General features: G+C 47.8%; 26 protein-coding genes, 1 tRNA gene and 2 pseudogenes. 16 read left to right on the top strand and 13 right to left on the bottom strand.

Annotation, left to right across the window (positions count from 1 at the left end):
• Nucleotides 1-3 precede the first annotated feature (3 nt).
• Nucleotides 4-522, top strand: coding sequence for a hypothetical protein (locus BLU57_RS15870; RefSeq protein ID WP_143026976.1), 519 nt, complete (start codon nt 4-6; stop codon nt 520-522).
• Between the two features lie 143 nt (nt 523-665).
• Here BLU57_RS15870 and BLU57_RS12100 read toward each other — a convergent pair.
• Nucleotides 666-932: pseudogene (locus BLU57_RS12100) on the bottom strand (transposase); the annotation flags it as partial.
• A gap of 39 nt (nt 933-971) precedes the next feature.
• Here BLU57_RS12100 and BLU57_RS12105 point away from each other — a divergent pair.
• A complete protein-coding gene (locus BLU57_RS12105; protein WP_090321215.1) occupies nt 972-1,784 on the top strand; it encodes an integrase core domain-containing protein in 813 nt (270 codons plus the stop codon).
• Between the two features lie 69 nt (nt 1,785-1,853).
• Here the strand turns inward: BLU57_RS12105 and zapD are convergent, their stop codons facing one another.
• The 5 genes from zapD to BLU57_RS12130 form a co-directional block, all read right to left on the bottom strand.
• The gene (gene zapD, locus BLU57_RS12110) at nt 1,854-2,609 is read right to left on the bottom strand and encodes a cell division protein ZapD (protein WP_090321218.1); all 756 of its coding nucleotides are present in this window, start codon (nt 2,607-2,609) and stop codon (nt 1,854-1,856) included.
• A 95-nt stretch (nt 2,610-2,704) separates the two neighbouring features.
• The gene (gene coaE / locus BLU57_RS12115) at nt 2,705-3,331 is read right to left on the bottom strand and encodes a dephospho-CoA kinase (RefSeq protein WP_090321221.1); all 627 of its coding nucleotides are present in this window, start codon (nt 3,329-3,331) and stop codon (nt 2,705-2,707) included.
• Between the two features lie 3 nt (nt 3,332-3,334).
• Entirely contained in the window at nt 3,335-4,195 is an 861-nt protein-coding gene (locus BLU57_RS12120) for a prepilin peptidase (protein ID WP_090321224.1), read from the bottom strand.
• A 19-nt stretch (nt 4,196-4,214) separates the two neighbouring features.
• Nucleotides 4,215-5,438 (bottom strand): type II secretion system F family protein, encoded by a 1,224-nt coding sequence (locus tag BLU57_RS12125; RefSeq protein WP_090321227.1) that lies wholly within the window; start codon nt 5,436-5,438, stop codon nt 4,215-4,217.
• Between the two features lie 195 nt (nt 5,439-5,633).
• Nucleotides 5,634-6,530: an SDR family oxidoreductase gene (locus tag BLU57_RS12130; RefSeq protein WP_090321230.1), complete on the bottom strand. Its 897-nt coding sequence runs from the start codon at nt 6,528-6,530 to the stop codon at nt 5,634-5,636.
• 49 nt (nt 6,531-6,579) lie between these two features.
• On the opposite strand from BLU57_RS12130, the gene BLU57_RS12135 reads away from it, so the two are divergent.
• On the top strand, nt 6,580-7,635 hold the full coding sequence (locus BLU57_RS12135) for a CDP-6-deoxy-delta-3,4-glucoseen reductase (protein WP_090321233.1): 1,056 nt from the start codon (nt 6,580-6,582) through the stop codon (nt 7,633-7,635).
• Nucleotides 7,636-7,639: 4 nt separating this feature from the next.
• On the opposite strand, the gene BLU57_RS12140 is transcribed toward BLU57_RS12135, so the two are convergent.
• From BLU57_RS12140 to hemC, 3 genes are all read right to left on the bottom strand, one after another.
• Nucleotides 7,640-8,815 (bottom strand): heme biosynthesis HemY N-terminal domain-containing protein, encoded by a 1,176-nt coding sequence (locus tag BLU57_RS12140; RefSeq protein ID WP_090321236.1) that lies wholly within the window; start codon nt 8,813-8,815, stop codon nt 7,640-7,642.
• 83 nt (nt 8,816-8,898) lie between these two features.
• Nucleotides 8,899-9,687 (bottom strand): uroporphyrinogen-III synthase, encoded by a 789-nt coding sequence (locus BLU57_RS12145; protein ID WP_090321239.1) that lies wholly within the window; start codon nt 9,685-9,687, stop codon nt 8,899-8,901.
• A gap of 2 nt (nt 9,688-9,689) precedes the next feature.
• The gene (gene hemC, locus BLU57_RS12150) at nt 9,690-10,646 is read right to left on the bottom strand and encodes a hydroxymethylbilane synthase (protein ID WP_090321242.1); all 957 of its coding nucleotides are present in this window, start codon (nt 10,644-10,646) and stop codon (nt 9,690-9,692) included.
• A gap of 125 nt (nt 10,647-10,771) precedes the next feature.
• Here hemC and ppc point away from each other — a divergent pair, with 125 nt between their 5' ends.
• The 9 genes from ppc (at nt 10,772) to BLU57_RS12195 (ending at nt 21,035) form a co-directional block, all read left to right on the top strand.
• A complete protein-coding gene (ppc, locus tag BLU57_RS12155; protein WP_090321245.1) occupies nt 10,772-13,573 on the top strand; it encodes a phosphoenolpyruvate carboxylase in 2,802 nt (933 codons plus the stop codon).
• A gap of 57 nt (nt 13,574-13,630) precedes the next feature.
• On the top strand, nt 13,631-14,935 hold the full coding sequence (locus BLU57_RS12160; protein ID WP_090321247.1) for a M16 family metallopeptidase: 1,305 nt from the start codon (nt 13,631-13,633) through the stop codon (nt 14,933-14,935).
• An 11-nt stretch (nt 14,936-14,946) separates the two neighbouring features.
• The gene (gene rsmD / locus BLU57_RS12165) at nt 14,947-15,501 is read left to right on the top strand and encodes a 16S rRNA (guanine(966)-N(2))-methyltransferase RsmD (protein WP_090321250.1); all 555 of its coding nucleotides are present in this window, start codon (nt 14,947-14,949) and stop codon (nt 15,499-15,501) included.
• On the top strand, nt 15,494-15,976 hold the full coding sequence (gene coaD / locus BLU57_RS12170) for a pantetheine-phosphate adenylyltransferase (RefSeq protein WP_090321253.1): 483 nt from the start codon (nt 15,494-15,496) through the stop codon (nt 15,974-15,976). The genes rsmD and coaD overlap by 8 nt, the downstream gene beginning before the upstream one ends.
• A gap of 15 nt (nt 15,977-15,991) precedes the next feature.
• On the top strand, nt 15,992-16,246 hold the full coding sequence (locus tag BLU57_RS12175; RefSeq protein ID WP_090321256.1) for a YfhL family 4Fe-4S dicluster ferredoxin: 255 nt from the start codon (nt 15,992-15,994) through the stop codon (nt 16,244-16,246).
• A gap of 160 nt (nt 16,247-16,406) precedes the next feature.
• Entirely contained in the window at nt 16,407-17,252 is an 846-nt protein-coding gene (locus BLU57_RS12180) for an HDOD domain-containing protein (protein WP_090321259.1), read from the top strand.
• Between the two features lie 139 nt (nt 17,253-17,391).
• Nucleotides 17,392-18,633 (top strand): EAL and HDOD domain-containing protein, encoded by a 1,242-nt coding sequence (locus tag BLU57_RS12185; RefSeq protein ID WP_090321262.1) that lies wholly within the window; start codon nt 17,392-17,394, stop codon nt 18,631-18,633.
• 184 nt (nt 18,634-18,817) lie between these two features.
• Complete coding sequence (locus BLU57_RS12190) at nt 18,818-19,861, top strand: type IV pilus twitching motility protein PilT (protein ID WP_090321265.1); 1,044 nt, start codon at nt 18,818-18,820, stop codon at nt 19,859-19,861.
• Between the two features lie 37 nt (nt 19,862-19,898).
• Nucleotides 19,899-21,035: a PilT/PilU family type 4a pilus ATPase gene (locus BLU57_RS12195; RefSeq protein WP_090321268.1), complete on the top strand. Its 1,137-nt coding sequence runs from the start codon at nt 19,899-19,901 to the stop codon at nt 21,033-21,035.
• 188 nt (nt 21,036-21,223) lie between these two features.
• On the opposite strand, the gene BLU57_RS12200 is transcribed toward BLU57_RS12195, so the two are convergent.
• A tRNA-Arg gene (locus BLU57_RS12200) sits at nt 21,224-21,299 on the bottom strand.
• 30 nt (nt 21,300-21,329) lie between these two features.
• Here BLU57_RS12200 and BLU57_RS12205 point away from each other — a divergent pair.
• The 3 genes from BLU57_RS12205 (at nt 21,330) to BLU57_RS12215 (ending at nt 23,585) form a co-directional block, all read left to right on the top strand.
• Nucleotides 21,330-22,565 carry an MFS transporter gene (locus tag BLU57_RS12205; protein ID WP_090321271.1) on the top strand — a complete coding sequence of 412 codons (1,236 nt, stop codon included), beginning with the start codon at nt 21,330-21,332 and terminating at the stop codon, nt 22,563-22,565.
• 13 nt (nt 22,566-22,578) lie between these two features.
• On the top strand, nt 22,579-23,112 hold the full coding sequence (locus tag BLU57_RS12210) for a peroxiredoxin (protein ID WP_090321288.1): 534 nt from the start codon (nt 22,579-22,581) through the stop codon (nt 23,110-23,112).
• Between the two features lie 101 nt (nt 23,113-23,213).
• Nucleotides 23,214-23,585 (top strand): TraR/DksA family transcriptional regulator, encoded by a 372-nt coding sequence (locus BLU57_RS12215; RefSeq protein ID WP_090321274.1) that lies wholly within the window; start codon nt 23,214-23,216, stop codon nt 23,583-23,585.
• Between the two features lie 18 nt (nt 23,586-23,603).
• Here the strand turns inward: BLU57_RS12215 and BLU57_RS12220 are convergent, their stop codons facing one another.
• From BLU57_RS12220 to BLU57_RS12230, 3 genes are read right to left on the bottom strand one after another with little or no spacing between them, the layout of a single operon-like run.
• Nucleotides 23,604-24,152 (bottom strand): Smr/MutS family protein, encoded by a 549-nt coding sequence (locus BLU57_RS12220; RefSeq protein ID WP_090321277.1) that lies wholly within the window; start codon nt 24,150-24,152, stop codon nt 23,604-23,606.
• Between the two features lie 43 nt (nt 24,153-24,195).
• A complete protein-coding gene (gene trxB, locus BLU57_RS12225) occupies nt 24,196-25,146 on the bottom strand; it encodes a thioredoxin-disulfide reductase (RefSeq protein WP_090321280.1) in 951 nt (316 codons plus the stop codon).
• A 3-nt stretch (nt 25,147-25,149) separates the two neighbouring features.
• A complete protein-coding gene (locus tag BLU57_RS12230) occupies nt 25,150-25,830 on the bottom strand; it encodes a protocatechuate 3,4-dioxygenase (RefSeq protein WP_256206303.1) in 681 nt (226 codons plus the stop codon).
• 433 nt (nt 25,831-26,263) lie between these two features.
• Between BLU57_RS12230 and BLU57_RS16655 the strand changes: the two are divergent.
• Nucleotides 26,264-26,576, top strand: a pseudogene (locus tag BLU57_RS16655) (transposase); the annotation flags it as partial.
• Between the last annotated feature and the right edge of the window lie 34 nt (nt 26,577-26,610).

A 26,610-nucleotide genomic window follows, 5' to 3' on the forward strand; every position in this document is an offset into this window, starting at 1 on the left:
GAAATGATTGCCAGACCATCCTATGCTGCCACAGAAAGTACTGCTTGGTATTCAAAAGGATGGAGTTATAACTGCGATAACATCTTTCACGATGACACTTTGCCGGGACAAGGATCATTGCTTGTTCGCACCTCAGATGGATATGTTTGGGCAATACTTATCAATACTCGCCCGGCGCCTTTAACCGATGACTATTTCGCAGATATTGACCGTTCACTTTGGTCTGCCATAGAAGGTGTTGCCGATTGGCCTGCCAGTTCAATTCCTTTCCCTGTTTCCAGCACCAAATCGGACTGCATATTTCGATATGCCGAGAAAAACTACTCTCATTATTTTACTTCGACATCAGTTTTCTCGAACTACACATCCGGTTACTACTACCGGTACTATCCTGACACAAAAAACTATCTTGCAACATTATCAACGGATCAGCACATCTGGGTTTTGGGTCCTAGTTTTGCAAATCAACTCACCGATGTTGGTCCAGTCTCAATCTTTTTGTCCGCAGCCGGATGCCAATGAAGGTTCTACGGTAGCGGACTGTGATTGATCAAGACTAGGGAAGGGATTTTTAATATTCCTATAGAGGATGCCATAGAACCATACTCGCTGTAATTTAACGTAAAATTGTAGTGTCTGAAATTTTCATGAAACTCGGGGGTGTCCTAGATCTTGTGTAAACGGTGGTTAATAATAGGGGGCATTCTTTCGTTAAATTGAATAGTAAACCTGTTTAGTGCAGGTTTCCAATCTCTTAGTTGCATAGACCATTTTTTGGCGATATTGCTGAGAGCCAAATAGTACAATTTGATCATGGCTTCATCGTTGAGAAACGATCCACGGTTTTTGCTGACTTTGCGTAGGCTCATGTTGACAGATTCAATCGCATTGGTGGTGTAAATAATGGGCCGTATCTCAGGCGGGTGTAAGAATTCCTAGCGTTGTTTACAGTATTCAGGAGAATACTGTAAATGAACATACACAAACGTACTCGTTTAACATTATTGGATCGTCAGGAAATTTGGCGGCTTTATCAAACCCGGTTGTGGAAGGTAGTTCAGCTGGCAGAACACTTCCACGTCAGCCGCCCAACGATTTATGACGTACTGAAACGAGCCAGGCTACAGGAATTTGTCCCGCGTAATAGTACCAACCAACGGTTCAAGACGTTGCAGTACGGCCTTAAACGTCTGGCCAAGGTCGAGCAAACCATCCAGGAACGTCTCAAGCGTGAAGCGAAGCGCTATAACAAATCTTACCCGGGCGAGCTCGTTCATTTCGATACCAAGCGGCTTCCCTTCTTGAAAGGGCAATCCGCCAATGAACCTCGCGAGTATCTATTTGTGGCTATCGATGATTTCTCCAGGGAGCTGTATGCCGATATTCTTCCCGATAAAACCCAGCATAGTGCAGCTTGCTTTCTCACAAGCACTGTTGCTCAATGTCCTTACCAGATCGACTATGCTTATTCTGACAACGGCAAAGAATTTAAAGGAACTGACGGCCACGCTTTCGTCAAAGTTTGCAGGCAGCACGGTATCGGTCAGAAGTTTACCCGTATCAATCGTCCGCAAACCAACGGTAAAGCTGAGCGGGTTATCCGCACCCTGATGGATATGTGGCACAGCAAGATTCACTTTAAAGACTGCGCCGATCGGCACATTCAGCTTCTCCGTTTGATTAATTTCTACAATACCGTTAAGCCTCATAAGAGTTTGAATAATGCCACTCCTTATGAAATACTCACCGCTTATTTCAATCAACCTATCTGTAAACAACTCTGAGATTTCTTACAGATATGTTATGTATTGACAGAAAAGAGCAATTGTCTGCTGGAATAACTTGAAATGATGTTATAGATTACAGAAGGTGAGCTCAAATTTGACGTCACCTTCATAGACCTTGTTTTTTTGGTTAGTGTGCATCGGAATGAAACGGATATTCAGTGCATATTTGTTCGCACTGATCTCTGGTACGCAGGGCAATTGATCACTTAAATTAAGTCTTAGCATGTGTGCGGTATATTCCGATCCCGTTTGCTGAAAAATGCCTTGATTCGCAACCACTTGCAAGGTTCTCCCGCTTTTTCTCAACAGGTAAAGCACAATTCCAAATGCGTTTCGAATGGGTTGGAACGGTGTTAACCACTCATCGAAGTCTTTGTGACGATGGGCAGGGTCCAAATTCAACCAGTAATGATAGGAGGGTAAGTCAAATACACAGCAACCGCCAGGTATCCCAATGCGTTGCTTGATTGCCATTAACCATTCATTTTCACGCAGATGCTCACCGACTTTGCCTGGGAAATCCAGCATTTCCCGGAAAGTGATTTTTATGTCATTGAGTACATTATCCAATGCGGTTTCTGAAACCTCTGGATTTTTCCGCAGCATTTCGAGTATCTGTTTCTGCCGCTCAAGCTCTTGCAACAAATCTGATTTGATATCAGCCCGGCTGGTAATCTCAAGCACTTCAAATAAAGCGATGAGTGACGCATGGTGCTCGGTAGCAGTATCTTTCGTAGAGAAGAAATCAATCTTATTAAATAGATCCTCAAGTCGAAGAAGGGTACGGATGCGCTCATTGAGCGGGTGTTCGTAACAAATCACAATAGTTATACATCCACAAGAGAAATTAGAGGTATTGAAGCTTTGCTGCAACTAAGATTATTTCACAAAAAAATAAATTTTCCCAAATAATTTCTTTAGTGCAAGTTTACGGTATCTGATTTATTCTTGCAAATAATCAGATACTTGTTATGTAGCTGAGTGACTTGTGTCTTCAGGAAATCAATATCCCGATTATTGGTAATTATATCATCGGTTTTTTGTAGGCGAGTTTGTCGCGAAATCTGCTGTGCCATGATCGCCTTAACCTGCTGCTCCGATAATTGACTGCGTGCCATGGTGCGTGAAATTTGCATTGATTCCTCACAGTCGACCACCAGACTGCGGTGAATGATGTCGTCGTAATCATCCGTTTCAAATAATAATGGAACCACAATTACGATATAGGGTGATCGGGTCTGCTCAGTTTGCTCGATTACTTCTTTCAGTATCAGCGGATGAAGGATTTTTTCCAGTTTATGTCGCGCATGACTGTCGGAGAATACCTGATTGCGCATTTTTTCTCTATCCAGAGAACCATTCGCTGTGAGAAAAGCATCTCCGAATGAATCTCTTATCAAACCGATGGCTTGACCATCTGGCTGGGTTAATTTCCGGGCAATTACATCGGTATCAATGATATCAATACCCAATTCAGCGAAGAATTGACTGACACTTGATTTTCCACAACCGATTCCGCCAGTAAGTCCAACTATAAAAGTCATTGATTAAAATAAGCCAATGTAGGTATGAATGAGCTGTTCTCCCCAGAATAGAGCAATAAGCGCTCCACCGACCAGATAGGGGCCAAATGGAATGGGGATATTCTTATTCAGCTTGGCGGCAAGAATCAATCCCATGCCAACCAGCGCGCCGACCAGAGATGAAGAAAGTATCACCAATGGCAGCATACCCCAGCCTAACCATGCACCAATTGCAGCTAACAATTTAAAATCGCCGTATCCCATACCTTCTTTACCGGTTATCAGTTTAAAGCACCAGTAAATGGACCACAAGGAAACATAACCGGCGATGGCGCCAATTACCGCTGATTGAATATCAGTAAAGCCATGATTGATATTAACCAGTAGTCCGATCCATAGTAATGGCAATGTTATATCGTCCGGTAATAATTGCGTATCCAGATCAATAGCAGCCAAGGCGATGAGCGACCATACGAAGATAAGCGCTGCAAGCGCAATAAAGCCGTAACCGAAGTGCCAAGCAACAAAACCGCTGATAATGGCGGTTGCTGCTTCTACCATCGGATAGCGCGGAGAAATGCTCGCATGGCATTGAGAGCAACGTCCTCGTAGAAAAAGGTAGCTAATAACCGGAATATTTTCCCATGCGGTTATTTTGTGTTCGCAGTGTATACACGTTGAGCGCGGTGCAAAAAGGTTGAGTTTCGGTAATGTTTGGATTGCCTCACCTTGAAGTTCCGCGCATTGTTGCAGCCAATTCCTTTTCATCATTTCAGGCAACCGGTAAATCACAACATTCAGGAAGCTACCGATCATTAGACCGAGTATTGTCGTACAGGATACGAAGAAAACAGGCGAGTCTTGCAATATGGATAAGAATGACATGTTCTTGAGGAAATTATGTTTAATTAACAACCATACCCATTTTGAAGATAGGTAAGTACATCGCAACAACCATACCGCCGATAAGTGTGCCCAATACGACCATAATGATGGGTTCCATCAGGCTGGAAAGTGCGGCTACCGCATCGTCCACCTCTGCTTCATAGAAATCGGCAATTTTACTGAGCATCGAGTCAAGCGATCCGGCCTCCTCACCAATGGCGACCATTTGTATGACCATGTTAGGAAAAACGTTGGTGCCGGCCATCGAAGACGTCAAGCTGTTACCGGTACTGACTTCAAGCTGGATGGTCTTGGTGGCTTCGTAATAAATGAAATTTCCGGCAGCACCTGCCACAGAATCCAATGACTCTACCAATGGGACACCGGCAGCAAACATGGTTGATAGCGTGCGAGACCAGCGTGCGATCGTGGCTTTGCGAATGACCTCACCGAAAATCGGCAATTTGAGTGCAAGACGATCCATGACCCGCTGCATGGGAACCGAGCGTTTCCAGGCATACAAGAAGCCATAGATTGAACCGCCTAGAACACTTAGAATTGCCCACCAATAAGCAACAAAGAAATCTGAGATCGTCATTACCAGAAGCGTTGGGGCAGGGAGTTCAGCGCCGAATCCTTCAAATAAGTCTTTAAAGGCTGGAACTACAAATATCATAATTACCGCGGTAATGATGAATGCGACCACAAGAATTGAAATCGGGTAAAAGAGTGCGGATTTGATTTTTCCCTTGATAGCCTGAATTTTTTCTTTATAAGTAGCCAGGCGATCCAAAATACCATCCAGAATACCAGCCGCTTCACCTGCGCCAACAAGATTGCAGTAGAGTGCATCAAAATAAAGCGGGTATTTCCGGAAGGCATCCGTCAAATTACTACCGGTTTCCACGTCAGCTTTGATGTCCAAAAGTAATTTGCTTAAAGCGCGGTTGCTGTGACCCCTTCCCACGATATCAAAAGCTTGTAATAGCGGCACACCCGATTTCATCATGGTGGCCAGTTGGCGTGTAAATAACGTGACATCTTTGTCTGTTATTTTACCGCCGGATTGGGTTTTCTTGATTTTTGTGACTTTAATTCCTTGGCGGCGCAATGTGGAAGTCACAACAACTGTTCCGGCAGCACGCATCTCACCCTTCAGCTGTTTTCCAGCTTTGTCCTTTCCTTCCCATGAATAATTGATTTCTTTTACTTTCTTTTCTGCGCGCGCTGTGACAGTTGCCATAGTTAACTCCTAAGAACAGGGGCTCTCATGAATATCAATACGTTAGAAATACTGTAGAGGCTAAAATTTTGCTACGGTTGTGGACAACAAAACCCAAATGATTGTTTTGAGATTGTGCGGAATTAACGGCAGAGTTTTGTATATTCTTAGTGTTAATTTGAGAAACTGCACTAGCGTGGGGTCAACAGCAGAACTTTATGAACTATTAGCTCGAGCGGCTTTAACACCTTCATGAACGGTTGGGTATAACAACTGAATGCGCAATTCCTTTTTCATTCTGAGATTCTTAAGCTGCCTGGATTCTTTCATGAAAGACAGCATGCCGGGTGATATTTGCGCGTAAGCTTGGCTTCGGCTGATGCGAGGAGGATGCGGTAAATCAAAATGATCTGCGACCAGATCAAAATATTCTCCCATTTTGACCCGGGAGTCATCACAGGTATGATAAATCCTGCCGGGTTTAGCGTGATGTAAAGCTGCATAAATGATGCGTGCAAGATCATCGGCATGGATGTGATTGGTATAACTATCTTCGCTATCCAGAATTGCTGGATGGCCTTCGCGCAGGCGTTTCAGTGGTAATCTATCCGCCGCATAAATTCCAGGAACACGTAAAATGGAGACAGGGACATGATTTCGTTTGCCCCAGTTACGTATTTGCCTTTCAGCATCAATACGCCGTATTGCACGGTCATTTTCGGGATTAGCGGGGTAATTTTCATCGATCAATGCGCCATGACAATTACCATAAACACCACTGGTACTGATATAGATAAATCGTTGTGGTAGAATCAGCGCACGATTTTTAGTTCGTTTGGTTAATGCGGACAGTAAATGCGCGGTTCGATGATCGCGTAATCCTTGGTTGGGTGGAGGGGCCAGATGCAATATCAACTGTGCAATCCCAGCGAGTTTCTCAAGACTCTTCGGAGAATCCAGATTTCCGTAAACTGGAATAATTCCATGTGATTGTAAATGGTTGGAGTTATCCAAGTTGCGGTACAGGCCGAGAATCCGGTAATGTGCTTGTAATAGTGGCGCTGTTCTAAGCGCTACATCACCACAACCAATAATTAATACTGTTTTCTTCATATAAGTTATTTGTTTCTAATTATTATATTTTCTATTTGTTTGCTACTCAATGTCGCATCAAATCATTATTCAGCCCAGCGGGCATGTTTTCCAGGTTGAGCCTGGAGAAACCATTCTTGAAGCGGCTCTGCGTGAAGGATTCTCGTTGCCCTATGGTTGCCGCAATGGTTCCTGTGGCATTTGTAAAGGAAGAATCATCGAGGGAACAGTCGCTTATGGTAATTATAGTGAAGAAACCTTGACTGAAGAAGATAAGCGTGCAGGCAATGCATTGTTTTGTTGTGCTTCCCCATTAAGTGATTTGGTAATCGAGTGTCACGAAATCGGTGCAATCAAAGATATTGAAATTAAAACTTTGCCCTGTCGGGTGCATAGGCTCGATCTTGTTGCTCCGGATGTGATGATTATTTCTCTAAAACTTCCAACCAATCAGCGATTACAGTTTTTGGCCGGTCAGTATATCGATATTTTGCTAAAAGATGGTAAACGACGCAGTTTTTCCTTAGCGAACGCACCGCATGACGACGAATTGCTGCAATTGCATGTGCGAAATTATCCAGGTGGCGCATTTACAGAGCATGTTTTTACGGACATGAAAGTTAAGGACATGCTTCGTTTTACGGGTCCATTGGGCTCATTCTTCTTGCGGGATACGCCCACCGATACCGCCATTATGTTCCTGGCAAGCGGCACGGGATTTGCACCGATAAAAAGTATTCTCGAGCATATTTTTTATCAGGACAGTAATCGGAATGAGAAAAGGAAAATGACGCTGTACTGGGGAGCGCGTACGAAAGCTGATCTATATCTGATGAATTTGGCAGAGAGCTGGCAACAGCAGCACGATAATTTTACTTTTATCCCCGTACTGTCGGATCCGCTGCCAACGGACAATTGGCAGGGGAGAACAGGTCTGGTGCATGAAGCTGTCATGCAGGATTATCATAATTTGGAAAAGCATCAAGTGTATGCTTGCGGTGTCCCTGCCATGGTTAAAGCTGCTTACCATGACTTTACCAGTTATCGCAACTTGCCAAAAGATGCTTTCTTTTCCGATGTGTTCACGCCTTCAACCAGCAATCCCCAGATTGCACGAGAACCCTAGCGTTTTAACTGAGTTGTTTGAGCGTTAATTGCAGCCCTTTGTTGTAATGATCCATTGCTAACTCATGTTTTCCAAGTTTTTCATTTAGTTGCGCTAACGCGAAATGCGCTTTATGTCCGGATTCAACGGATAAGCTTGCTTCCAGATAATTTTGCGCTTTGCCCCAAAGCTCGCAGTACGTACAGAGTTTACCCAGTGTTAGCAGTAAAATCGCATTATTGGGGTGTACTCTGAGCCATACTTCAGCACATTCGATTTGCCTGCTGACGTGATAATCCAAACATTCCGAATACAGCTCTATTAATTCGTTGTCCCATGTCATCGGGACATTCGATTCAATAATTTTATTGGCCATATTGCAGTTACCTAACGAGATATAGGCGCGTACGGCAGCGACAGAAAGCTTGCTGTCCATTTTATCCAGCGGTGATATGCATTGCCAATATTGATTCAATGACTGCAAATCGGTGGCTTTGCTTTTGATATTTTCTATTTGCGCATCGTGTTTTAATTTTCTTACCAGCGTCTTGTTCACTGATTGGCGTTTTGCCAATATGTCCGCCAATTCAAGAACTGCATCCCAATTACCGGCTTGCTGCTGAGCTTCTAACTCCAGCTGCAGAACGGCAACGGATTGTAATCCGCCTTCTGAATACAGTGACTGTAATATTCTAAGGGCTTCTTGATAATCCCCTTTTTGCAACATAAATTCGGTTCTGGCGGCAAGGCACAATGATTTCTCATCCGGAGCTTGAGACAGCGCAGTGTTCAAATATTGATCACGTGCAGCCACTTCATTAAGTATTTGAGCCGAGCGAGCTGCAATAACAGCGCTGATTGCTTTGGCCGTCGATGAATCCGCTAGCTTGAGCGCAATCGCGGTATTTTTTTGTGATTTAACGTAGTCGCCTTCAAAATAAGCTTTTAATCCGGATAAGAGCATCTCATCCGTTTTTTTATGACGATGCCGTTGACTGAAACCAAAAATCCCCAGAATAAACCGGACTAAAATATAAAAAACAAAAAACGCCACTGCTACCGCGAGGATGAATTGATCCAATGGTAATTCCAATTGATAAGGCGGAGCCTCGATTAGAGCGCGCCCTGTGGTGTTTTTAGCAGCTAGCGTGACAGCTACAGCAGCAGCAAATAGTGCCAATAGCCAGAGTATCAGTTTCATATATTCTCCTCATTGCAGTAGAGATGATCATTGTTAATATTGAACCGTCGATTGCAAATTACATGAACATCCGTCCGGTTGTGCTATTTTCCGGTTACCTGAAAGTATATTTGTAAGCCTTTCAGTAAGCCTTCGTCACCTGTGGAAGGCGCTTTTATGATTTTTTCCAGTCCTAGCTCTTTGGCCGTTTGGGCAATTCGCTCATGAACTGTAAAAACCGGAGTAAATTTCAGCAATTGTTGGCCAAGCATGCCTATTATGTCAAATAAATTATGCAGCCCTTCGCTGCTGGTGATGATCACGGCATGGATTTTGCCTTGTGACCAATCAGCGAGTAGAGGTGTGGTATCAAGATCGGGTTTTCTGCGTTGATAACATTCGGCGTATTCGAGATAAGCGCCGCGTTGAATAAGTGTGTCGCCTAATAATTGACGGCCGCCATTGCCGCGAAAGATGACAACTCTTTGCCCGGCCATATGTTGCATCTCGTCGAGCTTAAGTAGCGCTTCGCTATCGGAATGCTCGGTTGGAATGAGTACATCGTTGACGCCGTATTGCTGCAAAGTGTCTGCGCTGCCTTTCCCGACTGCGGCAAATTTCAGATGTGACGGCAGCAATGCATGCTGCTTGGTTATCAACGGCATGCTTTTGTTCACGGCATTGGGGCTGACAAAAATTGCCCAGTCGAATTCATCCAAGCGTTTGATCAGATCAGTTAAAGGACTCAGATCCGTGACATCGGCGATTTCCAGTACGGGAAGTAAAATCGGATTGCCGCCCAGAGCGCGGATACCTTCCGCAAGAACAGCGGATTGATGCTCAGGGCGAGTGACCAGTATATTAAGACCGGTAAGTTGTGTGCTTGCAGGCAATGTTATTTCCAGCCCTCTGCAGGAACCAAGGTTGCCAGAATTTCACCGGCGCCCTTGTTGATGAGCTTTTGCGCTAATTGCTGTCCCATCGTAATGCCGGTTTCTGGTTTGCCATTCAGTGCATCACTGACAATGCGTTTGCCATCAGGCTGAGCCACGAATCCGCGCAGTTGGAGTGTGCCGTTGCTGATTTCAGCAAATGCACCCAGCGGCACTTGGCAACTGCCACCTAATACACGGCTCAAGGCCCGCTCGGCTTCGACGCAATAAGCAGTTTCCTGGTGATGCAACGGTTGCATCAGTGCAACCAAATCGATGCGATCCGCCCGGCATTCGATACCCAAAGCGCCTTGACCTACAGCGGGCAGGCTTTGCTCGGGACTCAGCAATGCGGTAATGCGATCGGATAATCCCAGCCGTTTTAAACCGGCGGCAGCCAGAATGATCGCGGCATATTGTCCTTCATCGAGTTTACGTAGCCGGGTTTGCACATTGCCGCGCAAGGGATGAACTTCGAGATGCGGGAATTGCGCGCGTAGTTGGCTTTCGCGCCGCAAACTCGAGGTGCCGACGACACTGCCTTCAGGCAATGCATCCAGGCCGCTATAATGAATGGAAACAAACGCATCGCGCGGATCTTCCCGCTCCGTTATGGCCGCCAGTTTAAATCCTTCCGGCACATTCATTGGCATATCTTTCATCGAATGCACCGCAATGTCGGCCCGGCCGTCTTCCAAAGCCTGTTCGAGTTCTTTAATGAACAAGCCTTTTCCGCCAATTTTTGCTAAGGATTGATCCAGTATTTGATCACCGCGTGTCGTCATCCCAAGTATGCTGACTTCAGTTTGCGGGTATAATTCGCCGAGACATTTTTGGATGAATTTGGCTTGCCACATGGCGAGTAAACTTTCTCGCGATGCAATGATGATTTTCTGTGGAGATAAAAGTGAGTTGGGCATTAATAGTATAAAATGAAAAAATTACAAAAAGTTTTGTATGATGATTATTTTAGCATGGCCGGTACGGACTTTGCTTATTGCAAGCACGCGCCGGGTTCATTTTTGATCGTGGGTATGTTAATGCGATGAGCGCTGCTGATTCAGAGAATAATAGTGCCAATAATAAATTGGTCAATGATAAAGACTTACCATTGCGCGAGGACATTCGTTTTCTCGGGCGTATGCTGGGTGATACGTTGCGGGAGCAAGACGGTGATAGCGCTTTTGAGCTGGTCGAGAATATACGCCAGACTGCGATTCGTTTTCATCGAGACCAGGATCCCAAGGCGCGCGAGGAGCTGGATGCGATACTTGACCGTTTGAGCGATGAGAATGCATTGCCCGTTGTTCGCGCCTTCAGTTATTTTTCATTGCTTTCCAATATTGCCGAGGATGTGCATCACAACCGGCGGCGGCGTGCGCATTTGCGCGCAGAGTCTCCGCTGCAGGAAGGCAGTTTGACGCTGGCGCTTGAGCGTGTGCTAACCAGCAATAACAATTCCCCGGCTATTCTTTTCGATTTCTTTAAGAAAGCGGTCGTCTCGCCGGTTTTAACAGCGCACCCGACAGAAGTGCAACGGCGGAGTATATTGGACTGTCAGCTTACCATTGAGCGGTTGTTAAGAGAGCGGGCGCGGACGGAGCTGACACCCAACGAATTGCGTCATAATGAAGAAAATTTACGGGCAACCATTGAAATTCTGTGGCAAACCCGCATGCTGCGGCCAAGCCGGTTATCGGTTAACGATGAGATCGAAAACGGTTTGACTTTTTACAGTTATACGTTTTTGACCGAAATTCCTTATATCTATGCAAAAATTGAGGATTTTCTCGAGCGCCGCTTAAATCAAAACGAAATTCCTGCGGTTTCCTCATTTTTGCGCATCGGCAGCTGGATTGGCGGCGATCGCGACGGTAATCCTTTTGTCACACATGATGTCATGTTGCGCGCGGTTGAGCGTCAATCATCAGTTGCACTGGATTATTACATTGATGCGGCACAAAAAATTGGCCGCTCGATGAGTCTGACTGAGCAACTGGTCAAGGTCAGTGATGATGTCAAGGAATTGGTGGCCACCGCACCCGATATTCCCAACCGGTCTGATGAACCCTATCGCCGGATTTTTCTTAGTATCGGCGCACGTTTGGTTGCAACCGCCAGACAATTCGGGCACCAAGTTTTGCAGCTCAGCACAGCGGAAAAGAGAGAACCTTATGCCGACTGCGCAGAGTTTTTGCGCGATCTCGATACCATCATTGCTTCATTAAAGCAGCACAAATCCGCCTGGATTGCTCGCGGAGCATTACGCAATTTGCGCCGCGCCGCGGATGTCTTCGGATTTCATTTAACTCCGCTGGATATGCGGCAACACAGCAAGATTCACGAGCAAGTGGTCAGCGAATTATTTCAGCATCACACTGGCAAAAGCGGTTATGCGCAGCTCGATCAAAAGCAACGCACCGAGTGGCTGCTGAGCGAAATCAGTCAATCCCGGCCGATACTCGCCACTTATGACGGCTTTTCCGAATTGGCGCAATCCGAATTGCGCATTTTGCACTGTGCTGCTGACATTCACCGCCGATTTGGACGGGCCGCGCTGCCGAATTACATTATTTCCATGACGACCAGCATTATCAATGTTCTGGAAGTCGCATATCTGCTGCAGCAAGTTGGTCTGTTGCAAAGCGGTGAAAACCCGCAATTGCACCTGAATATTATTCCATTGTTCGAAACGATCTCGGATTTGCGAGTCTGTGGCGAAATAATGGATCAATTATTCTCCACGCCATACTATCGTAAGCTTTTGGTTTCTCGCGGCAATGTGCAGGAAGTTATGCTTGGTTACTCGGATAGTAACAAAGACGGCGGTTTTATCACGTCGAACTGGGAAATTTATAAAGCCGAAATTGAACTGACCAAAGTTTTTGCCAAACACAATGTGGAGCTGCGCCTGTTTCATGGCCGCGGCGGCACGGTAGGCCGGGGTGGCGGGCCCAGCTATCAAAGTATTTTGGCGCAACCGCCGGGCAGTGTGAATGGTCAAATACGCGTTACCGAACAAGGCGAGGTGATCAGTAGTAAATATGCTGAACCCGAAATCGGACGGCGGAATCTCGAGACGCTGGTGGCTGCGACAATGGAGGCGACACTGCTGGGTCATGATTCGCTTGGCGCGAATGCGGATCGCTATTACCAGGTGATGGAAAAACTAGCGTCCGTTTCTTTTGCGGCTTACCGTGATTTGGTGTACGAAACCGAGGGATTTAAAAAATTCTTTCTGGAGTCCACACCGATCCGGGAAATGTCGGGGCTGCACATTGGCAGCAGGCCGCCGTCGCGCAAGAATTCCGATGCGATTGAAGATTTACGCGCGATTCCCTGGGTGTTCAGCTGGAGTTTGAGCCGGATGATGCTGCCGGGATGGTATGGGTTTGGGCATGCAGTGGAAGCTTTTGTCAATCGTGAAGATCAGGGTGGTCAAGGGTTGGCGTTATTGCAGGAGATGTACCGGGAATGGCCGTTCATGCAAACATTATTGTCGAATATGGATATGGTGCTGGCTAAGACGGACATGGGTATCGCCTCCCGTTATGCGGAATTAGTCGAAGATGTGGCATTACGCGAACAGATTTTCGGGCGTATTAAAGAAGAATGGTCAAGAAGTCAAAAATGGCTATTTGCCTTGACCGGTCATACCGAGTTGCTGCAGGATAATCCGACGTTAGCGCGTAGTATCCGCAATAGAACGCCGTATATTGATCCGCTCAATCACCTACAGGTGGAGTTGTTACGCCGTTACCGCTCAGGTGAAGATAGCGAGGAGGTTAAACGTTCCATCCATCTGACCATCAATGGTGTAACCGCCGGTCTGCGTAATAGCGGTTAATCTGGATATGAATTTTCCTTATTTACTTTTAGTGAACGCACTGCGGGAGGTATTGGGGTGCAAATAAAACGATTCATTTTTATTGTGCTGCTCAGTCTTTACGCGCAATGGGCCTGGGCCACATTGCCGATCCAATACTGGCAAACAGCTTCCGGCGCGCGGGTGTATTTTGTCGAGAATCATGACTTGCCCATATTGGATATCAGCGTTGAATTTGCCGCCGGTAGCGGTATGGATAGTGCCAATCAATCCGGCCGCGCCAGTCTGGTGCAGCATATGCTGAGTCTTGGCGCGGGTGGCTTAACGGAAGACCAGATTGCGACAGCGCTGGCCGATGTCGGTGCGCAACTGAAAAACCATTTCGACCGCGATCGTGCCGGTATTGCGTTGCGCACCTTGAGCAGTGAGCGGGAACGCAAGCAGGCACTCGATATACTGGCGCGGGTTATTCAGCACCCGGAATTTCCGCAAGAAGTTGTGCTGCGGGAAAAAGCCAGAATCATTGCCAGTATTAAAGAGTCCAGCACGAAACCGGATTACATCGGTGATCGTGAATTGATGAAAATGCTGTATGGCGATCATCCTTACGGATTCAATGAAATGGGTGAGATTGAGCCGTTGAACCGGTTGCAGCGCGCGGATTTGCTGACTTTTTACCGTTCCTATTATGTCGCCAAGAATGCCGTGATCGCCATCATGGGCGACATCACCCGGCTTGAGGCGGCAGCGCTTTCGGAATCACTCACCGGCAATTTACCTGCCGATGGCGCGAAGACCGGGATTGCGCCGGTGTCAATTCCGGCAGCGGGGATAAAAAGAATTCCCCATCCCGCAACGCAAAGCCATATCCAGTTGGCCTATCCGGGATTGCGACGGAGTGATCCGGATTATTTTCCTCTGTTGGTTGGCAACCATATTCTGGGCGGCGGCGGATTTGTTTCGCGCTTGATGGAAGAAATTCGCCAGAAACGTGGCTTGGCTTACAGTGTGTATAGTTTCTTTTCTCCTTATCAGGAGCAAGGACCGTTTCAGATCGGTTTGCAAACCAAGAAGGAACAATCGGAAGAAGCGCTGGCTTTGACGCACAAAGTGCTGAAAGATTTTGTCGCCCAAGGTCCGACCGAGGATGAATTAACGGCAGCGAAGCAAAATATTATCGGCGGTTTCCCGCTTCGTATCGACAGTAATAGCAAAATATTGGGTTTTCTGTCCGTGATCGGTTTTTATCGCTTGCCGTTGACCTATTTGACGGATTACTTGGAAGCTGTTGAGGCAGTTACCACCGAACAGATCCGGCAGGCATTTCAACGCCGGATTCAGCCTGACGGTATGGTGACTGTGATCGTAGGTGCGATCGAATAAAGTTTGTGCCGATGGCCGTAACCCGGGGAAAAGTACGTATCATTGGCGGTCAGTGGCGCAGCCGTTTATTGGCTTTTCCCGAGCATCCCGATTTAAGACCCACCGCCGATCGAATCCGTGAAACGCTGTTTAATTGGCTGGGACAGGATTTGAACGGTATGCGTTGTCTCGATTTGTTTGCCGGAAGCGGAGCGTTAGGTTTTGAGGCGGCATCCCGCGGCGCGACATCGGTGGTGATGGTAGATGCCGATGCGGGAGTCTATCGCATGCTGCGGGAGAATAAGGAAAAATTGCAAGCAACACACGTTGAGCTGGTGATGATGAATGCGATGAATTTTTTGAAGTCGGATATGCGCAAATTTGATGTCATTTTTCTCGACCCCCCCTATCGTCTGGGGTTGTTACCAGAGTTGCTGCCTTTATTGCCATGTCATCTTGAAACCGGCGGGTTGGTTTATGCTGAAGCCAAAGGCGATTGGAGCGTGGATGCGCAATGGCAGGTAAAGCGTGGCACAAGAGCCGGCAGCGTGCATTACCGGCTGTTGGAGCTGGCGCAGCATGGATAAAGCGATTTATCCCGGCACCTTTGATCCGATAACCCGCGGACATGAAGATCTGGTCCGGCGCGCCGCGCGCTTGTTTGATCAGGTAGTGGTGGCGGTAGCCGTAAGCAGTAGCAAAAAGCCGTTTTTCACACTGGAGGAGCGGGTGGAAATGGCGCAGGAAGTCTTGTCCGGTTGTGCAAACGTCACGATCATGCCCTTTTCCGGCTTGTTGATGAATTTTCTGCAACAGCAGAATGCGCGCATCATTTTGCGTGGTTTGCGCGCGGCGTCCGACTTTGAATACGAATTCCAGATGGCGGGAATGAATCGAGGTTTGTATCCCGATGTCGAGACTTTGTTCATGACGCCCTCCGAACAATATATGTTCATTTCCGCCACCATGGTGCGTGAGATCGCTTCGCTGGGCGGAAATGCGGATGCGTTTGTTCATCCCCTGGTGGCACAAAAGCTGCATGAAAAGATTGTTAATCAATAGTTTTGCGAGAATTAAATGGCGTTAATCATTACCGATGAATGTATCAATTGCGATGTTTGTGAACCCGAGTGCCCGAATGGCGCCATTTCCCAGGGCGAGGAAATTTACCGCATCAATCCAGCCTTATGCACCGAGTGTGTCGGGCATTATAACGAGCCGCAATGCGTGGAAGTATGTCCGGTTGATTGCATTTCACTCAATCCCGATGTGATTGAAAGTAAGGAACAGCTGCAAGCAAAATATCAGGCGCTTATTTCCGCTAAGAAATAAAGTATTTCGCAATACGCTTCTCATCTCAATGATCCTTCTCGACGAAATCCGATAGTTTTCCCCGTTTAATCGTCAGCGTAACCCTTTCAGTTTTAGTTTAATCTTAGTGAGTATTTAACTTCCTAAGACCCCTTTTTATTTCTTCTTAACAGAGACCTGAATGGATGATCCACGCACGATAGTGACTAACGTTCGCTCAATTTTTTCCTTGCCTGATGTTGTGGTTCGCGTCAATGACTTGATCGATTCCGGAGAAGCCACCAATACTGAGCTGGAACGTGTTATTTCAAGCGATCCCGCATTAACGGCAAAGATATTGAAATTTGCCAACAGCAGCTATTTTGGTTTTTCCGGAAAAGTGGAAACCGTTTTAAAAGCGATTGCCATTATCGGTCATAAAGAACTGCGCAATCTGGTTCTTGCCACATCCGTGACCTCCACATTCAAGGATATTCCGCCCGATTTGGTGGACATGGATACCTTCTGGAATCACAGCATCACTTGCGGAGTTACTGCGCGCTTATTGGCTTCCAGTGTCGACAGCCGGGAGCGTTTTTTTATCGCCGGATTGTTGCATGGCGTGGGGCGATTAATTCTTTTCAGTCAATATCCGAAGGAATCGGCCAAAGTATTGAGCTGCATGAATCAGGGCGAAGATGCGGTAATCCAGGCGGAACGTAAAATCTTCGGTTTTACCCATGCGCAACTAGGCGCTGAACTGCTGAAACAATGGAAATTACCGGTCAATATCTGCAAGATGGTTGAGTATCAATTCAATCCAATGCAAGAAAAGGAGTTCCAGTATGACGCCAGCACATTGTGTGCGGCAGTCAATATTGCCAGTTATATTCAACCTTGCACCAATCAACCGATAGAGCACGAAGAAACTATCTCCGATCGCGCACTTCAGGCCTGGAGTTTTCTAGGCTTATCGGCTGAAATCGTCGAGTCGGTAATGACGGTGGCGAAATTGCAAGTCATCGAAGTATTTAACGCCATCCGCTAACGATCATGGAATTGTAAATTGTCGTCTTAATTCAATTATTTCATCGTGTTATTCCTGGAAAACAAAAGCTCAAGTTGATCCTATCCGGGACGATAAACAAAAATCAGCAGGACAGCGCAAAGTTACAGGAGCAGATGGGATGGAAGTTTATCTAGGCAGATTGCCGATCCTTGATAACAAACAAAATTTAGTGGCATATGAGCTTTTATTTCGCTCCGATCAACACAATGTCGTTACGATAACCGATAACTCCGCAGCTTCTGCAAATGTCATTATCGATACCTATGGGCAGTTAGGTATAGAGAATGTCATTGGTAAGCGGCGCGGTTTTATTAAGGTGGATGACAAGTTGTTGCTTAACGATACCATTTGCATGCTGCCGAAAAAGCATGTCGTGCTGGAAATTTTACGAAGCGTCGACATTAATGATGAAATCATTCAACGCTGTTCCTTTCTGAAGCAAAAGGGCTATCAGCTGGCACTTTCCAATGTAACCCACCTGGATGCGCGATTTGATCGCATCATGCCGCTCATTAATGTGGTGAAAATCAATATTACGGCACTCAGCCAGCAGGATCTGCTGAGCCTGGTGAAGAGATTAAGGCGCTGGCCGGTGCTGCTGTTAGCCGAGAAAGTTGAGAGTCAGGAGATTGCCAGAAACTGCATTGCGCTGAATTTTCAAATGCTGCAAGGATTCTATTTTGCAAAACCGGAGATTATTTCGGGAAAACGGATCGATCCATCCAAACTATCCTTGCTGAAGCTTTTGTTACTGGTGGTCAGAGAAAGTGAAGTGGGTGAAATTGAAAATGAACTCAAATATCAGCCCGGTTTGAGCTATAACCTCCTGCGCATGGTGAATTCGGCTGCCAATGGTTTGCCGAGCACGATTAACTCGATCAAACGGGCCATTATGATTCTGGGCCGTAAGCAACTGCAACGCTGGGTGCAGATTCTGCTCTACGCCGCCAAGCAAAGGGATGGCGGCACTTCCGATGCCTTGATGCAAACAGCAACCGTGCGGGGCAAACTATTGGAGTCGATTGCCATCGCGGATCGCCCGCATGATAAGAACCACCAGGATCGCGCGTTTATGGTCGGTGTTTTGTCATTGCTGGATACATTGCTGGGAATCGAAATGCCCGAGCTCGTGAGTACCCTCAGTATACAAAAAGACATGAGCGAGGCCTTGCTGACACGCCGTGGATCGCTTGGATATCAACTCGCATTGATCGAGGCATATGAAAAAGGTGAGTCGGAAATAGTTCTGTCGATGTTGCCGGAGCTAGGATTTCTCAGCATGGAAGAATTTATCCGGCTGGAACTGGAGGCCACAGCCTGGGCTCACCGGATCAGTGATGCCGTCAATCAGACGGCATAGAAACGGATGTAGTGCTCATAACTGTTGATCTGAAGAAGCTTGAATTTCTAAACCAGCCGCATTCAATTTTTTATTGACCCTATCCGTTAATAAGCGGGTTGATTCAGATTCTGATCCTTACAGTCATCAATTCTTATCCAAATGTTTCACGTTACATTTTGCATTGTCACAAGAGGGTGTCACTATGAATATCGTAGAGCTGCTTGCATTTGTCGTTAAAAATAGCGCTTCGGACTTACACTTATCGGCCGGAATGCCACCTCTGATCCGGGTGCATGGCGAGATCCGCCGCATCAATCTGCCGGAGATGGGGCATAAGGAAGTACACGCGATGGTGTACGACATTATGAACGACGGTCAGCGAAAATTTTATGAAGAGCACCTGGAGTGCGATTTCTCTTTTGCGGTGCCGAATCTTGCCCGTTTTCGTGTCAATGCTTTCAATACGCAACGTGGCGCCGCCGCAGTAATGCGGACGATTCCGTCAAAAGTATTAAGCCTGGAAGATCTTAAAGCGCCCAAAATATTTGCTGAGATTGCTAAGCAATCGCGCGGGGTGGTTTTAGTGACAGGTCCCACCGGCTCGGGCAAATCGACCACATTGGCGGCGATGATCAACGACATCAACGAAAATGATTACGGACATATCCTGACTCTTGAAGATCCCATCGAGTTTGTGCATGAAAGCAAGAAGTGTCTGATTAATCAGCGTGAGGTAGGAAGGGATACCCTGAGTTTCTCGAATGCCTTGCGCTCAGCCTTGCGGGAAGACCCGGATATTATTCTGGTCGGTGAGTTACGTGACTTGGAAACCATCCGTTTGGCGATGACAGCGGCCGAGACCGGTCACTTGGTTTTCGGCACATTGCATACCAGTTCCGCCGCTAAAACGATTGATCGTATCATCGATGTTTTCCCTGCCGAAGAAAAGGAAATGATTCGTGCGATGCTGTCCGAGTCGTTACGTGCGGTAATTTCTCAAGCATTGTTGCGGACCAAGGATGGCAAAAGCCGCGTGGCGGCGCATGAGATCATGATTGGCACACCGGCAATCCGTAATCTGATACGGGAAGGAAAAGTTGCGCAAATGTATTCGGCGATTCAGACCGGCCAAAATGCCGGCATGCAAACGTTGGATCAGAATTTGACTGATCTGGTGAAGCGCGGCGTGATTTCAATGACCGAAGCCAGAACGCAAGCGATGAATAAAGATAATTTCAGAGGTTGATGGCCAATCCAGTTGAGTTGAATTCCGGGAGTGCATTATGGATAAGGAACAAGCATCAAAATTTATGTCGGATCTACTGCGCTTAATGCTCAGCAAGAAAGCCTCCGATTTGTTTATGACCGCCGGTTTTCCACCGGCGATGAAAATTGACGGAAAAATGACACCGGTGTCGCAACAATCCTTGAGCATGCAACATACCGAAATGCTTGCGCGCGCGATCATGAACGACAAACAGGCGGCCGAGTTCGATGCCACCAAGGAATGCAACTTCGCAATCAGTCCCGCAGGAATCGGGCGGTTCCGGGTTAATGCTTTTGTGCAGCAGCAAAGGGTTGGTTTGGTGCTGCGAACCATCACCACTAAAATTCCCGAATTTGACGATTTGGGGTTGCCGCAGGTGCTGAAAGAAGTGGTGATGAGCAAACGCGGCCTGGTCATTTTTGTCGGCGGCACCGGTTCTGGAAAATCCACATCCATGGCCGCACTGATCGGGCATCGCAATAAAAATAGCTACGGCCACATCATCACCATCGAAGACCCGGTCGAATATGTGCACGAACATATCAACTGCGTCATTACGCAGCGCGAAGTCGGCGTCGATACCGAATCGTGGGAAGCGGCGCTGAAAAACACCTTGCGGCAAGCGCCGGATGCCATTCTCATCGGCGAGATCCGTGACCGTGAAACCATGGAGCATGCGATTGCCTTCGCCGAAACCGGTCATCTGTGCATGGGTACGCTGCACGCCAACAGCGCCAACCAAGCGTTGGATCGCATTATCAATTTCTTCCCGGAAGAACGCCGGGCACAGTTACTGATGGATTTATCGCTGAATTTGCGATCCCTCGTTGCGCAACGGTTGATACCGGCCAAAGACGGTAAAGGGCGGGTTGCCGCGATCGAGGTGCTGCTTAATTCGCCCCTGATCTCAGATTTGATTTTCAAGGGTAATGTTCATGAGATCAAAGACATCATGAAAAAATCCCGTGAACTTGGCATGCAAACTTTCGATATGGCTCTATTCGAGCTGTATGAAGCGGGAAAAATCAGTTATGAAGACGCGCTGCGCAACGCGGATTCAATGAATGAACTGCGCCTGAAAATTAAGCTGGAAGGCGCTGAAGCCAAATCGCAGGATCTCAATTCGGGCATTGCACATCTGGCAATCACATAAGAACATAGCGCGAAATTCGTGATTTTGAATCTGTTCTGTTAGTCTACTTCTTCTTTCACCACCTGAATCCGGTATAACTGTGCGGTTACGCTAGCTGGATGGCGATTGGCACAGTTTATTTGCGCATCATCCAACTGGATATAATTGACTTCATCGTTTTAGGGCGCATGTTTATTATGCGTTGTTCATGGCGCCCTGAACACGAATCGAACGTGCGACCTACCCCTTAGGAGGGGGTTGCTCTATCCACTGAGCTACCAGGGCGAACTTGATATTTTACGCTAATATCACACCATGAATAAACCTGATCAACCGGATCCTTCCAGTCCGGAAACCTCAAGAAAACTGCCAGGAACGGTCATTGTTCTCGGATTAGTTAGCTTTTTCAATGATTTTGCGTCTGATATCGTGGTGCCATTGATCCCGATTTTGCTAACAACTGTGCTGGCTGCGGGGCCGATTGCGCTGGGATTGATCGAAGGGGTAGCGGATGCGCTGGCCTGTTTTCTCAAGTTATGGGCGGGACGGCATTCCGATGTGATGAGCGGGCGGCGTAAAAAGCTGGCGCTGGCGGGCTATACGCTTTCCAATCTGACGCGTCCGCTCCTTGGCTTGGCGGGTTCCTGGCTAACCGTATTATTGCTGCGGAGCGTGGATCGTATTGGCAAGGGATTGCGTAGCGCGCCGCGTGATGCGATGGTCGCCGACGCTACACCGCCGCAGATCCGCGGCTATGCATTCGGTTTTCATCGCGCATTGGATAATGCCGGTGCGGTTGCGGGTGCTTTGGCGGCTGCGGCTATTCTGGCATGGTCGGATTTAAGTCTGAGCGAAGTGATTCTATGGTCGGCAGTCCCCGGCTTTGTCGCGGTGGCGCTTTTGGGCGCGGGGGTGAAAGAAGCCACGGCCAGCCAAATCCCATCCCCAGCAGCGCAGCGGGTACTTACGCCGTTGCGCTGGTCTGCATTGTCTGTGCCGATGCAGCATTACTTATGGGTGCTGATGGTGTTCACCTTCGCACGCGCCTCTGAAACTTTTATTTTGCTATTTGGTCATGAATTAGGTATCGGCGTGGTTGAATTACTGTTGCTATGGGCGGCGCTCAATCTCGCCAAGGCGATTACTTCCACGCAGGGAGGGCAATTAGCCGATCATTTCGGCCGCGGCGCATTGATTCTAATCGGCTGGTCCGCGCTCGCACTGTCGTTTATGGCGCTGAGTCAGATCACAACGAGCACCGGGCTATGGATCATCAGTGTTTTTTACGGATTGCTGATGGGTTTGAGCGAGGGCGCCGAGCGCGCGTTGATTAGCGACTATGCCGCGCCTGACGAACGCGGCACCGCTTTTGGCTGGTATCATCTGGTCAGCGGTATCGCGGCCATCCCGGCGGGACTATTGTTCGGGGTGATATGGCATGTATACAGCGCGGCGGCGGCTTTTATGTTCGCCAGTCTGCTGGCGTTACTGCCTATTGTATTATTACGGCTATGGGCCTGGCCGCTGCGGCATTCGAATAACAACGAATAAGGACGAAAATATGATGGAATGGTTGACTATTACCTTATCAATCCTCACGCTGGGATTCATGTTCTGGTTTTTTTCCAGGAATAGAAAGTCACTCGAGCTGGGTCAGCTTGCGCCCGATTTCAAATTGACTGATCAGCATGGAAAAACGCACGTTTTGGCTGACTTTCGCGGCAAATGGCTGGCATTATATTTTTATCCTAAGGACGATACGCCTGGTTGCACCAAACAAGCTTGCGCTTTCCGTGACGGCTTACAGGAATTGGTGGATTTGGGTGCTGATGTGGTCGGCGTGAGTGTCGATAACACAAGCAGTCATGCTGATTTCGCTAAGAAGTTTCAGCTGCAATTTCCATTACTGGCGGATACTACAACAGAAACGGCGGCACGTTATCATTCCCTGATTAATCTGGGCATTATCAAATTCGCCCAGCGCAATACCTTCTTGATCGATCCGCAGGGAAAAATCGCACGGATGTATCTGTCAGCGAGCGCAGCCCGTAACTCTGCTGAAGTGATCGCGGATTTGAAGCATTTACAAGCGGCTTGATCCGGCAGAGCCCTGATAGGGACATGTTCATTTGACTTCGATCAAGGATTGAAAATCACATCTCAGACAATATATGAAAGCTAAAATTGAAAGGAGACTGAATGGCAAATTTCACAGAAGATCAGTTAGCGCAGTTAAAAACCGCACTCCATGAGCGATATCTTGCGTTGCAGGAAGAGGTTCAAAACGAGTTGGCGCATACCAACGATATTCGTGACTCTGAGCGGTCGGAATACTTAAATGATACCCCGGATGACATCGATACCGCACTGATCGACCGGCAAATCAACGAGATGCGCGAGCTGGAAATGTCGATGGAGTATCTCAACGAGCTGGAATTCGGTGATTGTATCGATTGCGGCAACGAAATCGGGTTTGAGCGGTTGCTGGCGTACCCGTCCGCACAACGCTGTATTGAGTGCCAAAGCAAATACGAAAAAGCTTTTCCGCAGGAATCCAGTCCTTCGCTGTGAAGGTAAGGTTCGATCGATCTATGCTTTGCTTTTAAGCAAAACCAGGATTGCACCGCCACCGCCGTCTTCCGCTTTAGCCTGACAAAAAGCCAGCACATCCGCGTGTTGCAGCAACCAGTTTCCAATCCGGGTTTTCAGAACCGGTTCGCGATTCTTCGAGCTCAGCCCTTTGCCGTGAATGATGCGGACACAGCGAAACTTATTTTGCGAGCAGGCATTCAGGAAAATACTTAATTCCTGCCTGGCTTCGTCACGAGTAAATCCGTGCAGATCGAGGTTGTCCTGGATTCCCCAGTGACCGCGCCGCAATTTCCGCAATGTCAGGCGCGGCATACCGGGGCGCACATAGGACCAATCATCACCTGCCTCCATTTCGATGGCAATATGATCAGAGAGTACATCCGCTGTGATGGGCTGTTCCTGCAGATTACTTTTACGGGGAACCGGAGAGACGGAAGGCTTATGCTGGACGACCGTGCCGGTGGCGGGTAACGGCGCTACGTCGCGCATCGCAGCGTGAAACAGCGCCATCTCATCGTCATCTTGCGTGGGATTCTTGTCCTTCATTCCATATCACTGACTGCTTGCTGCAGAGTTCCCGGTGCATGGGCTATTTCAAATGATCGAGGTATTTTTCCGCATCCAATGCCGCCATGCAACCGCTCGCAGCGCTTGTGACCGCCTGACGGTAAATGTGATCCTGCACATCGCCAGCAGCAAAAACACCGGGGATGCTGGTTGCTGTCGCATTGCCCTGACCGCCGCCGCGCGTGACGATATAGCCGTTTTCCATGTCCAGTTGTCCGGTGAAAATATCGGTATTGGGTTTATGGCCAATGGCGATGAATACGCCCTGCAAGTTGATCGTCTGCGTGGAATTGTCCTGCGTGCTTTTGATACGCATGCCAGTCACGCCGGATTGATCGCCGAGCACTTCTTCCAGCACATGATTCAATGCCAGTTTGATATTGCCGTTGCGGACTTTTTCCATCAATTTATCAATCAGAATTTTTTCCGAGCGGAACTGATCGCGTCGATGCACCACGGTCACGCTGCGCGCGATGTTGGCCAGATAAAGCGCTTCCTCAACTGCGGTATTACCGCCACCGATCACGGCAACGTCCTGTCCTTTATAGAAAAAACCGTCACAGGTCGCGCAACCGGATACGCCGCGTCCCATGAACGCTTCTTCCGACGGCAGACCGAGATATTGCGCGGAAGCGCCGGTGGCGATAATGAGCGCATCGCAGGTATAAGTGCCTTGATCGCCGATCAGCGTAATCGGTTTTTCCGTCAATTTGGCGGTATGGATATGGTCGAAAATGATTTCGGTTTGAAAGCGCTCGGCATGTTTCTGAAACCGCTCCATCAGTTCCGGGCCTTGCACGCCCATCGCATCGGCCGGCCAATTGTCGACATCGGTTGTCGTCATCAACTGTCCGCCTTGCGCCAGTCCGGTGATCAGAACTGGTTTCAGATTTGCACGCGCAGCATAGACGGCAGCGGTATAACCGGCAGGTCCGGAGCCCAGAATGAGCAATGTATTGTGTTTGGTTGTCATGTTTTATCGGCGAAGTAAATCAAGAACGATATTGTACTCGTAAACGGGTAAATTGCCTTGCTTGGCAACCAGCTGTGCTGTCATCGCGGTGCGTTCCCGCTCCGATTTTGCGTTCAACAATAAATCGCTGTGGTTGAGCTTTTCAGCGGGAAAATACATTTGCGTGGTCAGAACACGATAGCCTGGTTTTGAGATCTTAAAATGAATGTGCGGCGGCCGGATCCAGGATCCGCTGGCAGGATAAGCGCCGGGCATCACCGTCTTGAAGCGGAATAAACCATTCTCGTCGCTATGGATGATCGCCCAGCCTTGGAAATTTTTGTCCGGACGCGCTGGATTAGGATCGCGCGGATGGTGGTAACGCCCATGGGCATCAGCCTGCCAAATATCCAATGCAGCCTGTGCAACGGGATGCCCTGCCACATCCTGAACTTGACCGCTCACAACAATGTGCTGACCTTGCGCAGCAGCCGTATGTCCCTTGATTTGCGTTAAATCGGCATCTTTGTCTTGCTGATCTTTCACCGGATAAAACGGCCCTTCGGTTTCATCGGGAGTCGGTATCAGCGCCAATGCCTTGGCAAAACTACGGCTGCCTAATGCACTGACCACACTGCCTAGCAGGCTGAATTTGATCAATTCTCTTCTGGAAATTTTCTGCATGGAATTTTTAGTGATACTCATTCATGAGCAATATGCTCATGGTCCTACATTGATTGAAGCATGTTAGATAAGAGTAATGCTGTGATCTTTCGTTCACCTTCATCAAAACGAACGGAGAAGATTCTTAATTTCTTGAGTAGACGATAACGCTATAAGCCTGCATTCGACAAGCTGTTTTGTGCGCTGAATCGGACATGTGGTATTTGATAATCGATTAATTTCCATTTGAATTGCTTCATTTCCACGAGCCTCTTTTTGCCATGGATTCAAATGAAGGTACGAAGAGAAGTAGACTAAAAAAACAAGCGCTAGACGTTGGACATCGTTCTCATGAACGGCCGTGGGGGCGTGCAATAAATCACAAGTATTATCCGGGAAATAATGCAGTGACCTTGCCCTGTAGAAACGTATTTCTTAACTGAGGTTAAACTATAGAAGCTAAGGAGACGAAGAAATGAAAGCAGAAAAGGTCAAGAGAGCTTCGTATACACTGGAATACAAATTGGAAGCGGTGCGATTGGTTCAGAGTGGTCGGTCATGCGCAGAGACAGCCAAAGTTCTGGGGAGATGCCGAGTCAGACATTAGAGAACTGGGTTCGGCAAGCGGCAAAAAGCCAATTGGTGAGTTCGGAACCAATGGAATTGGCGCGCCTGAGGGCAGAGCTTGCAAGAGTGAAGATGGAGCGTGACATTCTAAAAAAAGCGACGGCGTACTTTGCGCAGGAATCAGTGTGAAGTACGCCTGGATTGAACGGCACAAAAGCTATTGACCGGTTACCCGGCAATGCGAAGTGCTTAATG

Origin of the sequence: Nitrosomonas oligotropha (assembly GCF_900106555.1) — a bacterium.
Lineage (GTDB): Bacteria > Pseudomonadota > Gammaproteobacteria > Burkholderiales > Nitrosomonadaceae > Nitrosomonas > Nitrosomonas oligotropha_A.